Source organism: Chlamydia muridarum str. Nigg, from assembly GCF_000006685.1.
Taxonomy (GTDB): Bacteria; Chlamydiota; Chlamydiia; order Chlamydiales; family Chlamydiaceae; genus Chlamydia; species Chlamydia muridarum.
In genome coordinates, this window is the sequence record NC_002620.2 from 117698 (window position 1) to 129213 (window position 11516).

Genomic DNA, 11516 nt, shown 5'->3' on the forward strand with positions numbered 1-11516 from the left:
CTCTAAAAATCACAAGGAAATCACGTGTTTTTTAAAAGGCGAAGAGCATTAAGGCCCACAATCACGGTACTTCCTTCATGTAAAATTACGGCAAGCCATAAAGGAATGATTCCCATAGATGCTGGTCCTGAAATAAATAAAATAATAGATAAAGCCAAAGCAAGATTTTGCGACACAATTCGGCGAGTCTTTTTTGCTTTTTTTATCAGCCAGGGAAGAGAAGAGAGCCCTTGGTTTAAGAGAACTACATCAGCAGCTTCTATGGCTGTTGCGCTGCCAGCTTCCCCCATAGCGATCCCTACAGTAGCTTGCGCTAGAGCCGGGGCATCATTAATTCCATCTCCCACCATCATGATTTGTCGAGTCTTTGCGAGTTCTTGGATTTTAGAAAGTTTATTATCTGGGGTTAGATCGTAGAACACTTCATCAATTCCAAGCAGTTGAGCTGTGTTTTCTGCGCTAATACGATGATCTCCTGTGAGCATGCATACTGGATAACCATTTTTTTTCAAATAGGCGACAATATCTGCAGCATCATGGCGCGGGGCATCTCGAAAGTAAAAAAGAGACACGCGTTGCCCAGAGCAAGCAATGGAACAGGTCTCTCCTCGCGCTTGTGCTTGTTGAGCACGTTCGCGAAGTTGTTCTCGATATTCTTCAGGGACATAGCGTAGGGCTGTTGAGACTCGTCCAACAAAGGCCTGATCTCCATTAAATTCTCCTTGTACACCCTCGCCTGGAATGGTAGTACATTGTGTTGCCGGTAGGGGAAGCACTTGTTTCTCTGTTAGATAATTAACAATTGCCTGAGCAATGGGGTGGGACGAAGATTGTTCCATTGCTAGCACATAGGAGTAAAAAAGAGGGGATTCAGGGCCAAAATCTTCACATCCACAGCAGGTTAAGTCTCCGGTAGTCAGTGTCCCAGTCTTATCCATCACTACGGAGTTGCAAGAGACTAAGCGATCTAAGACTACGCCTCCCTTTAGTAAAACTCCATGTTTGGCACAGGCATTAATGGTGCTGAGATAGGCAATAGGGATAGCTATGATAAGGGCACAAGGAGAAGCTGCAATTAAGAAGGCTAAGGCTCGGTAAAAAGCACTGTCTGGCCCTAGGAAAGGCAGTGTCGTAAATAATGAACCGCCTATTGCTATAGAGGCTGAGATCGCGAAGATTGTTAAGGCATACGTTGATGAGTAACGATCTAAACGTTGCTGGAGTTTAGGTTTAGCGCTTTGTGCTTGGATAACAAGATTGATGATGTGGGCAATGGTGGACTCTGCTCCAATTCTAAGAACTTTGAGGTCAAAACTTCCTTCTAAGTTATGAGCTCCTGCGGGAACCGTATCCCCAATATTACAAGATTTGGGAATCTTTTCTCCTGTTAGATGCATCAGATTAATAGAGGAGGCTCCTTGGATAATTTCTCCATCTAAAGGGACAACCTCTCCACTCTTAACTCGGATAACCTCTCCGACTTTTACATTTTGTACTAAAATCTTTTGTAATGAGCCATCTTGTTGAACAACCCAAGCTACAGTAGGTGCCAAATGTTTTAAAGAAGCGAGAGTACTTTTGGCTTTCCCTGAGACCATCGATCCTAGAGATTCTGAAATAGCGAAAAGTACTAAAAGCAATGCGCCTTCTAAGGCTCCTCCAATGAAAATAGAGCCGAAAGCTGCAGATGTCATGAGAATATCGATATTCACCGTTTTATTAAGAATATCCTCAAAAGATTTTACGAGGGCAGGCGTTCCAGCTAGGAAGAAAGTAAGAATAAGTAGCAAAGAAGAGAGAGGCTGATATCCGGTCCAATGAGAAAGAAGCGACCCTATATAAAGAGCAAGGGATATGTAGGCAGATTTTAGGGTTAAGTTTTGGCTTAAAAGACGATTCTTTCGGGAAAGTAAAGGACTGTTTTCCTCTGCCATCCCTGATTCAAAAAAATCGTTGAGTAATTCCCGTGAAAATGGAGAAGAGAAAAGTTGTGGGAGCATAGGATACCTACTAGGAGTCTAGACTAGAATAACCGTATCAAAGAACAGCACAGGCTGATCGCAGTAATAAACATTCCTACTCCCCAGACAATTGCGGGGGTAACAGCATTTTTTATAAGACGGGCTTTCAGTGCAAGTAGAGCACCAATAATAATAGAAGTTAGAAGGGCGGCTATTGTATAGCTTACGGTAAGAGCTATTGGGGAAAATAAGAGTAGGCCAAGAAGCCCTCCACACGCTTTAACGCTCCCCTGTTTAAGAGGATGAGGGTAGTCCTCAAATTGGATGTGGAGTTCTTCTCTAAGCATTGTGTTCAAAAGAAGAGAAGAGTCCGCACACACAAAGTCCACCATTTGTGAGATTAAAGGCTCCTGGAACCCTTGATTAGCATAAAGAACTTTTAATTCTATGCGCTCTTGTTCTGGGTGTTCCTCGATCTCTTTTTTTTCCTGTAGCATATTTCTATGGGTAAGCTCCATGTAAGCCCAAGCTGATTGAGCTCGTCTACAAGCGGTGTAAAAAACCCAACTTAACCCTGTTGTAAAAAGGATTTTCCCATAAGAAAACACGGGGATCGTTGGGACAAGGAAAAATACTGTGCGAATGAAAAATATAAAAACACCGCAATCTATAGCATCATGAGCTAAGTGATACCAACAGCCTTTCTTTGTTTGATGCGGCTCTCCTTTACAGACTTTGTGCATATCCTGCACGTCTTTAATATGTTCTTCTGGGGATAAGTTCCCAAAGTGTTCATATTCCGATGTCATAAATTCTATCTCTTGTCCCTTTCGATCTCACTATAGAATTATCTATCTGTTTTGGGTAGGAGAATTTCTTGGTTATTCATATAAGGGCGCAGCGCATGAGGAATCACAACGGATCCATCCTCTTGTTGATAATTTTCTAAAATAGCTACCAACAATCTAGGAGTTGCTAATCCTGAGCCATTTAGAGTGTTCACGAAATGTAATTTGCCTTGAGCATCGCGATAGCGAGTCTCAGAGCGACGAGATTGAAAATCTCCACACTTGGAAATAGAAGAGACCTCATAAAAAGCTTGTTGCCCTGGAAGCCAAACCTCTGCATCGATCGTTTTTTTGGCTGTGAAAGACATGTCCCCTGTAGAAAGTAGAGAGAGCTGGTAAGGGAGTTGAAGTTCAGAAAGAATTTCTTCAACAATGCCAATCATTTTTTGATAAGCAATCTCTTCTTGTTCTGGGGTTGTAAAAGCAAACATCTCTACTTTATGGAATTGGTGGACTCTTACTAATCCTCGTTCATGAGATCCTCCAGCACCAGCTTCCCTGCGGAAACAAGGGGTAAAAGCTGCGTAATAGAGAGGGAGATCTTGCTCGTTTAAGATCTCTTGAGAATGGAATCCATTAAGAACAACTTCTGCTGTTGGAATAAGGAAAAGAGACTGCTCTCCGTCTTCAACACGATAGTACTGCCCATCAAATTTTGGAATTTGGCCTGAGCCAAAAAGAATATCGCGTTTGACAAGTAGTGGAGGAAGCCATAGTTGAAATCCATGCGCTTGCTGCTTATTAAGAAGGTAAGTCAACAGAGCCCATTCTAAAAGAACGCCTTCATTTTTATAAGCTGGCCAGCCGGAACCTGAGGTTTTGGCTGGAAGTTTAAAATCTAAAATTTGCAGCTTTTCATTGAGTTGTACATGGTGTTTAGGAGGAAAGGTAAAAGTTGGAATTTCTCCGTGGCTTTTAATAATTTTGTTCCCCGATTTATCAGGGGAGACAGGAACGTCCTCATCTGGATAATTAGGCAGTCTTGCCATGAGATCTAGTAGAAGAGCTTCTTGTTCTTGTAACGTTTTTTCAAAAGCAACAAGTTGGTCTGCAATAGCATTAACCCCTTGAATAAGGGGAGTGGCATCCTCGTTAGCAACTTTAGCTTTATGAATTTGGCCAGAAAGAGCTTTACGTCTTGCAAGTAAGGACTCTGAATCTGCTTTCAGTTGACGCACATTTTTATCTAAGTCTAGAAGGCGTTCTAACGAAATAGAGGGATCTTTTTTTTGAAGACGGGCTTCACATTCTTTTGGTTCCTTGCGTATTAATCGTATATCCAACATCCTTGCATCTCTTTCGCTATCTGATTTTTCAGGTTGAGTATATGGAAGTTTCGTCTGAGCAACAACTGTTTTTTATGCGCGAGGCCGTTGCATTAGGTGAAAGGGGGAGGATTTTTGCTCCCCCTAATCCTTGGGTGGGGTGTGTGATTGTAAAAAATGGATGTATAATAGGAAGAGGGTGGCACAAAGGAATTGGGTCCCCGCATGCGGAAGTTTGTGCTTTCCAAGATCAAACTAGCTCATTGGTAGGAGCAGATGTGTATGTCACCTTAGAGCCTTGCTGCCATTTTGGTAGGACTCCCCCCTGCGTAGATCTTTTGATCAAAAGTAAGGTGTCGTCAGTTTATATTGCTCTGCTAGATCCTGACCCTCGTGTTTGTAAAAGGGGGGTTGCTCGTCTGAAGGAGGCGGGAATTTCTGTTTATGTGGGGATAGGTCACGAAGAAGCAAAGGCTTCCTTGCAACCGTACTTGCATCAAAGAGAAACGGGGTTGCCATGGGTTGTTATGAAAACGGCCGCGTCTCTCGATGGTCAAACCTCGGATCGTAGAGGGATATCGCAATGGATTTCAGGAGAGCAGGCTCGGTTAGATGTAGGAAGACTTCGTGCTGAGTCCCAAGCTGTAATTGTCGGTTCGCGTACGGTGTGTTTAGATAATCCTCGTTTATCTGCTCGGATGCCTTCAGGGGATTTGTACGAGAGACAACCGTTACGAGTAGTGGTGGATAGCAGAGGGAGTGTTCCTTTAGATGCTCGGGTATGGAATCCAGATTCTGGAAATGTTTTGCTTGCTACAACGGAACAGTGCTCTAAGGAGCATATTCAAAAATTAGAAGATCGGGGAGTGGAGGTATGGAAATCTTCTCCCCAGCAGGTGGATCTCAAAAGACTTTTACAATATCTGGCAGAGAAAGGATGTCTACAAGTGCTTGTTGAAGGGGGGGCTCGGTTGCACTCCGCTTTCTGGCGTGAGCATCTTGTGAACGCAGGTGTGATCTATTGGGGCCCCAAATTTTTGGGGGATCAAGGTAGTCCTATGTTACGAGATCTTCAGTTATGTTTGGATAATGCAGAACATGTGAAAATCACAAAAACTTTTTTAGTTGGAGATTCTGTAAAGACATGTTTTGAATGCGTGGGGAGAGAGGATGGATAGGTGAGCTTAGGGTCGCAGAAAGTATAAGTTTGTGCTATACTCTGCACACAGCAAGGAGCTTGTATTAGAAAAACTTTCCACTAGCTGAGTTTTTCTCAAAAACGGGATAGATTGAGAATGGTTACATGTGAAGCCGGGATAGCTTCGGTACAGCAAGCGATAAAAGATATCGCTGACGGGAATTTTGTCATAGTTATTGATAGGGAATCTCGAGAGAACGAGGGAGACTTAATTTTAGCAGGAGAAAAGGTCTCGGCAGAAAAAATGGCCTTTCTTTTGTCTCACACAACGGGCATTGTCTGCGCTTCGGTCACTCGTGAGCAAGCAAGAGTTTTGGACCTGCCCGCAATGGTTCAAGAGAACCAATGTGCCTTTAAAACAGCTTTTACTGTTTCTGTAGATGCTTCGTCAGGAATTACTACGGGAGTTTCTGCAGCGGATAGAACGAGAACAGTTCAATTATTATCCGACCCAACGTCAATTTCTCAATCTTTTGTTCGTCCAGGACATGTTTTCCCTTTAGTTAGTCAGCCTGGTGGAGTAGTCAAACGTCCAGGACATACTGAAGCATCCATGGATCTCATGCGGCTTGCTGGGATGTATCCTTGTGGTATTTTTGCTGAGCTTGTCAATGCAGATCATTCTATGATGCGGCAACAACAGATACTAGATTTTGCTGAGCAACATGGTTTTACGGTTATTACCGTAGATGATCTGATTACTTATCGATGGACCTTTGATTCTTTAGTTGAGCATGTTTCTTCAGCACGGATTCCTACCAAATATGGGGAGTTCTTCATACATGTTTATAAATCGATTATTGATGGAACAGAGCATTTTGCTTTAGTGAAGGGAGATATTCGGGAACAAGAATCCGTGCCTGTGCGTGTGCACTCAGAATGCTTAACCGGAGATGTTTTGGGGTCTTGTCGTTGTGATTGCGGAGCTCAGTTGGATATGGCTATGCGGTATATTGCAGAACAGGGCTTAGGCGTTATTGTGTATCTTCGAGGGCAAGAAGGGCGCGGTATAGGTTTTGGGCATAAAATTCAAGCTTATGCTTTACAAGATCTTGGATATGATACGGTAGAGGCCAATCTCCAACTAAGTTTTCCTATAGATGCTCGAGAGTATGGAGTAGCTGCACAAATTCTTAAGGATCTCCGGTTGACAAGCGTGAGATTGATCACCCATAATCCAAAAAAGTTTTTTGAGCTACAGCGGTTAGGAATACACATTCTCGACCGGATTGTTTTGCCCGTCATCGTCTCTTCTGAAAATGAGAGGTATTTACGAACAAAAAAAGACCGAATGGGGCATTGGTTGAATTTCCCTGTTCTTAATGAGTCGGAGGATGAGTATGAAACTGTTGAAAGGACTTCCTGTTGCTAAGGATGTGCGTGTAGCTATAGTCGGGGCGTGCTTTAACGCTCCTATTGCTGATCGCTTGGTTTCCGGAGCTCGAGAGACATTTTTTGAGTCCGGAGGTAGTCCCGATTCTTTGACTGTTGTTCGAGTTCCCGGTGCTTTTGAAATTCCCTGTGCCATTAAAAAAATGCTCTCTAAAGGAAATCTTTTTCAAGCAATTGTTGCCTGTGGAGTCTTAATTCAGGGGGAAACTTCGCATTATGAGCATATTGCGGATAATGTTGCCGCAGGTATCGCTCGATTGTCTGTAGAATTCTGTCTCCCAATCACTTTTTCTGTGATTACTGCTCCTAATGTAGAAGCTGCTTGGGAAAGAGCAGGGATAAAAGGCCCAAATTTGGGAGCTTCAGGAATGAGAACGGCGTTAGAAATGGCGTCGCTGTTTTCATTAATAGAGAAAGAATAAAGATTGATATCGGTGAAAGCGCCCGACTAAAAACCGGGCGCTTTTTTTGTTATAGATGGATGCTGACAGATCCATTCAAGTGGATTTGAACAGCAACGTTCTCAGAGAAGATGTCCAATCCTTGACAGGAAGAAGCAGTTTCAGAGAAATCTAAAACGACTTCTTCGGGAAGAATTTGTTTGTTTTGCATCTCTTTGTGAGCTTTCAAGCTTTTTGCTACCAATGATAACGTTGTGGCGTAAATTTGCTGAGCTCGAGCTTCCGCATTCGTATTTCCATGCGCAGCGCGTGTTAGTTCAGATATAAGAGTTGGTAGTCCTCGTAAAGAAAGAGCTAAAGAGTCTCCCTTATTTGTATAAAAGCTATTCACTAAGCTTTCAGCATCTTCCAAGGAAAGAGACTTAAAGCTTGTTGTTAAAATAGCAGCTTCTGAAGGGGATAGGTTCATTAAAGTAGCTATTCTAACTAAGGCCATTTCAGTTCGAGAAGAACCCGCAAATCCTAGGCGATTAGCTCGGTAAGTAAAGTAGCGGGAGAAGGCTTCTTCAACCGTAGCATATTGTTGCAACATGGACTGTAAAGGAGAAAAGTCCATATGAAACTGAGAGGATATCCCCTGTTCTCCACAAAAATCTAAAGCATAGAGATACAAGTCTAGAGCCAAAAGCGCGCGTCGCGAGCGTACAGCAGATAGTAGTTGTAAACTAGGGGCATTTGTCAGGGAAAGTAACTCATCATAATTAGCGAGCTTTCTCAATGAGAAGAAGAGCGTTTTTTGTTCTGGAGAGAGTCTAGCAAACGAAGGGCTCAATTCTGGGAAAGTATGCAGAACATGCAAAGCTTTTGTATAGAAGACCTCTTTTTGCGTTTCTGAAAAATAAGGCTTAAATGTGGCAACAGCTTTTGTTGAACATCCTAAGTGGCGTAGGATGATAGCAGTTTCTAAAATTTTGACGGAATCATAAAACTCTTTAGGAGAATTTAGGAATAAGGAGAGCTGCTTATGTAGGGTAAGGAACTGTTTAAATGTCATAGGGGATTCATTAGCCTGCAGCTGGACAAGCTGAGCATAAGCTTGGCGGGAGCCCTGGATAAGCAGGTGTAGGTGAATCAGACTGCGTACTGCGATATCAAAAGCAGGGACTTTCTTTTGGAACAATAGGGGAGAAAAGATCATCCCCGAAGGAGCGTTTAAAGAAGTTCCTGCAGGAGAAGGTTCAACTAACCACAAAAGTTCTGGATATTGACGGACTTTTTGCTCTATCCAAGCTTCTGATCCGATTTTATTGGCTCCACTAGGAAGCGTTACGCGAGGTTGGGGTGCCGAGAAAACAGGGACACTGGACAATGTGACGAAAAACAAAAGACAGTTGCGAAAGGTAAAGTTAGTTAGCATATAATCCTCTGCTACTCCCAGAGCTTTGCCCCTTCTTAATACGATAGGAGGGGTAACTTGTAAAGAGCTTAACGGGGAGTTATGTGGTTGATATCAATGACCGCGGTGGGTCTCCAAGGAAAAGCCCTATAGTTGAGTGTTTTCAAGAAGTAAACACTCTTGAGTTTTCGGTGCTCTCGAGAGACTCGACCAGCTTCATCCTAYCATGATTTTTCGTTAGGGGCAAGGGTCCTTGCAAGATCTTTTCATTCTAAGTWGAGAAGGTGATGTTAAGATTTTTATTTAATCTATGGCTAAAAATGAAGCTTTTATTAACTACTTAGTTAATAAGATTTGTGTTATAATATTACAAATTTATTTTTAATTTAGTAGGTTTTATGAAAAAGTTTGTCTATAAGTACAGTTTTGGGGCTTTATTGCTGCTCTCTGGATTGAGTAGTTGTTGCCCTAGCTCTTATGGATCGACTCCTGCAAAAAATACAGCTGAGATAAAAGAGGAATCTGTTATACTCCGCGAAGAGCCGGAATCCGGCTGTAAGAAGAAATCTTCTTGCTGCTTACGAAAATTTTTCTCACGCAAGAAACCAAAAGAGAAACCAGAGCCTGTGTTGCCGAACTTTAAGTCTTACGCAGATCCGATGACAGATGCCGAAAGAAAGGACCTTTCTTTTGTAGTGTCTGCTGCTGCTGAGAAGTCTTCTATTGCTTTGGCAATGGCTCAGGGGGAGATCAAAGGAGCTTTGTCTCGTATTAGAGAGATACACCCTCTTGTATTGCTTCAGGCTCTTGCGGAAGATCCTGCTTTGATTGCTGGAATGAAAAAAATGCAAGGACGCGATTGGGTCTGGAATATCTTCATGACAGAGTTAAGCAAAGCTTTCTCTCAAGCAGCATCTTTAGGGGCTTTCAGCGTTGCGGACGTTGCTGCGTTCGCGTCAACCTTGGGATTAGACTCGGGGACCGTTACCTCAATTGTTGATGGGGAAAGGTGGGCTGAGCTGATCGATGTTGTAATTCAGAGCCCTACTATATAAGGCCACTTTGTTCTATAGGCCCCCTTTCCCCAGATAGGAGAAAGGGGGCTTTTGTATTATTCCGCTTATTTGCCTCCGAGGCGGATGCAAAATAAAAGAGTAGGACGATGTTACGGTTTTTAGAACAAATTAATAGTTTTTTAACTTTTTTCTGCGTGTTCCCCCTGATTCTTTTCTTGGGAGGAATATTGACATGGAAACTGCGGGGGCTACAGTTCACTTCTTTAGGAACAAGTTTTCGCTTGATGCTAAGTAATCAACAGGAACCCTCTGTCTCTGAGGGAAAAGGGGTTTCTCGTTACGAGGCTGTTGCTGGTATGTTAGCTGGTAATTTTGGAACAGGTAATATAGCAGGGATGGCGATCGCTGTTGTTAATGGGGGACCTGGAGCTTTACTTTGGATCTGGATTGTTACTTTTTTGGCAGCAATCGTTCAATACGCAGGGGCTTTCCTTGGATGTAAGTATCGCCAGTTTCAAGCGGCATCTCAGGAATATATTGGAGGACCAATAGCTTGTTTGGGATATAAAATGAAAAGCCGTTTCTTAGCTGGAGCCTTTTGTATAGCTGGTTTAATCTCTGCTTTTTTTGCAGGGAATTTTGTTCAAGTTAACGGAATTGTTTCTCTGTGTGCAGATAGTGTCTATACAAAAATTTTGGCAGGGGTGTTGTTAGCGCTTTCTATTTATCCTGTTTTAGCTGGAGGAAATACTCGAGTTCTCCGCTTTTCTGCGAAAGCAATTCCTTTTGTAGCGGGCTTCTATTTCCTTTTCTCCGTCATAGTTTTAGCGATTCATTGTGATAAAATTCTTCCGGCTTTGCACCTCGTTTTCTCTTCTGCTTTAGGTATAAAGGCTGGAATTGCAGGAATTGGCGGTTATACGATAGGACAAGTGATTTCAACAGGATTGAATCGAGCTATTATGGCGACGGATTGTGGAAATGGTATGGTTTCCATTCTACAATCCAATTCTAAAAGCTCTAACCCAGTTGCGGATGGATTAGTAACTCTTCTCCCTCCTGTAATTGTCGCTGTTGTTTGTTCTATCACAATGATGGTTCTTCTTGTGACAGGAGCTTATGAGTCCGGAGAACTAGGAGTTTTGATGGTTATGCATGCTTTCAAATCCTCTTTAGGTATGTGGGGAGGAAGTGTTGTCTTCATATCTATGCTCTTATTTGGGTATACAACAGTGTTATCATGGTTTGCTTGCGCAGAAAAAAGTTTAGAATATATGATCCCAGGAAGGCGAGCTAACCTATGGTTAAAGGCTGTTTATATATTGGTGATCCCTATGGGAGGTGTTTTAGGCATGCAATCTGTCTGGGCACTATCTGATTTAGGTTTCTGTGGGATGGTAATTTTCAATGCGATCAGTTTGATTGCTTTGTTTAAGGAGGTAATTGCTACTCGCGATGAAGTAGCTCTTCTTCGTAAAAAAGCAACAGCTCAGGTTGATCCTTTAAGACAGTAGTGCAAGCATAGGGCCGCTTTATTATAAAAAGCGGCCAAGCCTCTTCTTCAAATATAGGAGATCTTTTATGCAACTTACTTCGCAGGCTTTTTCTTATGGCCGTCCGATTCCTAAAAAATATTCATGTCAGGGGGTTGGAATCTCTCCTCCGCTTTCTTTTTCTGATATCCCTTCAGAAGCTAAAAGCCTTGCTCTTATTGTTGAAGACCCAGATGTCCCTGCCAATGTTCGGGAAGATGGGTTGTGGATCCATTGGATAGTATATAACCTCTCTCCCATAGTATCTAATCTTGCAGAGGGAGCTCAAATTTTTGCTGTTCAAGGGATAAATACAGCAGGAGAAATAGGCTATTGCCCTCCTTGTCCGCCAGACGCAAAGCATCGCTATTACTTCTATGCCTATGCATTGGACGTTGTTCTCCCTGAAGAAGAGGGAGTAACAAAAGAACAGTTGTTAGAGGCTATGGAAGGACATATCCTTGCCACAGCGGAACTGATGGGCACTTATGAACAAGATTAGAGAGA

The 11516-nt window shown here is 42.7% G+C and carries 10 protein-coding genes; 6 read left to right on the plus strand and 4 right to left on the minus strand.

Annotated elements, in window-relative coordinates; all coding sequences use genetic code 11:
• Positions 1-20 precede the first annotated feature (20 nt).
• Genes TC_RS00525 through serS form a run of 3 tightly spaced genes read right to left on the minus strand, consistent with a single transcriptional unit; the run spans position 21 to position 4095 of the window.
• Complete coding sequence (locus tag TC_RS00525) at positions 21-2000, minus strand: cation-translocating P-type ATPase (RefSeq protein WP_010229366.1); 1980 nt, start codon at positions 1998-2000, stop codon at positions 21-23.
• A gap of 23 nt (positions 2001-2023) precedes the next feature.
• Positions 2024-2770, minus strand: a complete 747-nt coding sequence (locus TC_RS00530) for a VIT1/CCC1 transporter family protein (protein WP_010229370.1) — start codon at positions 2768-2770, stop codon at positions 2024-2026.
• Positions 2771-2808: 38 nt separating this feature from the next.
• Positions 2809-4095, minus strand: coding sequence for a serine--tRNA ligase (gene serS, locus TC_RS00535; RefSeq protein WP_010229376.1), 1287 nt, complete (start codon positions 4093-4095; stop codon positions 2809-2811).
• 41 nt (positions 4096-4136) lie between these two features.
• Between serS and ribD the strand changes: the two genes are divergently transcribed.
• The 3 genes from ribD to ribH all read left to right on the plus strand — a co-directional run bounded on the left by ribD (position 4137) and on the right by ribH (position 7086).
• Complete coding sequence (ribD, locus tag TC_RS00540; protein WP_010229380.1) at positions 4137-5252, plus strand: bifunctional diaminohydroxyphosphoribosylaminopyrimidine deaminase/5-amino-6-(5-phosphoribosylamino)uracil reductase RibD; 1116 nt, start codon at positions 4137-4139, stop codon at positions 5250-5252.
• A 117-nt stretch (positions 5253-5369) separates the two neighbouring features.
• A complete protein-coding gene (locus tag TC_RS00545) occupies positions 5370-6644 on the plus strand; it encodes a bifunctional 3,4-dihydroxy-2-butanone-4-phosphate synthase/GTP cyclohydrolase II (RefSeq protein ID WP_010229383.1) in 1275 nt (424 codons plus the stop codon).
• Positions 6613-7086 carry a 6,7-dimethyl-8-ribityllumazine synthase gene (gene ribH, locus TC_RS00550; RefSeq protein WP_010229385.1) on the plus strand — a complete coding sequence of 158 codons (474 nt, stop codon included), beginning with the start codon at positions 6613-6615 and terminating at the stop codon, positions 7084-7086. The genes TC_RS00545 and ribH overlap by 32 nt, the downstream gene beginning before the upstream one ends.
• A gap of 49 nt (positions 7087-7135) precedes the next feature.
• Here the strand turns inward: ribH and TC_RS00555 are convergent, their stop codons facing one another.
• The gene (locus tag TC_RS00555; protein ID WP_010229387.1) at positions 7136-8482 is read right to left on the minus strand and encodes a hypothetical protein; all 1347 of its coding nucleotides are present in this window, start codon (positions 8480-8482) and stop codon (positions 7136-7138) included.
• 377 nt (positions 8483-8859) lie between these two features.
• Here TC_RS00555 and TC_RS00560 point away from each other — a divergent pair, with 377 nt between their 5' ends.
• The 3 genes from TC_RS00560 (at position 8860) to TC_RS00570 (ending at position 11511) form a co-directional block, all read left to right on the plus strand.
• Positions 8860-9516 (plus strand): hypothetical protein, encoded by a 657-nt coding sequence (locus TC_RS00560; RefSeq protein WP_010229389.1) that lies wholly within the window; start codon positions 8860-8862, stop codon positions 9514-9516.
• Positions 9517-9623: 107 nt separating this feature from the next.
• A complete protein-coding gene (locus TC_RS00565; RefSeq protein ID WP_010229391.1) occupies positions 9624-10991 on the plus strand; it encodes an alanine/glycine:cation symporter family protein in 1368 nt (455 codons plus the stop codon).
• A gap of 67 nt (positions 10992-11058) precedes the next feature.
• Positions 11059-11511, plus strand: a complete 453-nt coding sequence (locus tag TC_RS00570) for a YbhB/YbcL family Raf kinase inhibitor-like protein (RefSeq protein WP_010229395.1) — start codon at positions 11059-11061, stop codon at positions 11509-11511.
• Positions 11512-11516 lie beyond the last annotated feature (5 nt).

Coding starts and splice junctions, on each gene's coding strand:
- TC_RS00525 (WP_010229366.1), bottom strand. CDS start 2,000: ATGCTCCCACAACTTTTCTCTTCTCCATTTTCACGGGAATTACTCAAC.
- TC_RS00530 (WP_010229370.1), bottom strand. CDS start 2,770: ATGACATCGGAATATGAACACTTTGGGAACTTATCCCCAGAAGAACAT.
- serS (WP_010229376.1), bottom strand. CDS start 4,095: ATGTTGGATATACGATTAATACGCAAGGAACCAAAAGAATGTGAAGCC.
- ribD (WP_010229380.1), top strand. CDS start 4,137: ATGGAAGTTTCGTCTGAGCAACAACTGTTTTTTATGCGCGAGGCCGTT.
- TC_RS00545 (WP_010229383.1), top strand. CDS start 5,370: ATGGTTACATGTGAAGCCGGGATAGCTTCGGTACAGCAAGCGATAAAA.
- ribH (WP_010229385.1), top strand. CDS start 6,613: ATGAAACTGTTGAAAGGACTTCCTGTTGCTAAGGATGTGCGTGTAGCT.
- TC_RS00555 (WP_010229387.1), bottom strand. CDS start 8,482: ATGCTAACTAACTTTACCTTTCGCAACTGTCTTTTGTTTTTCGTCACA.
- TC_RS00560 (WP_010229389.1), top strand. CDS start 8,860: ATGAAAAAGTTTGTCTATAAGTACAGTTTTGGGGCTTTATTGCTGCTC.
- TC_RS00565 (WP_010229391.1), top strand. CDS start 9,624: ATGTTACGGTTTTTAGAACAAATTAATAGTTTTTTAACTTTTTTCTGC.
- TC_RS00570 (WP_010229395.1), top strand. CDS start 11,059: ATGCAACTTACTTCGCAGGCTTTTTCTTATGGCCGTCCGATTCCTAAA.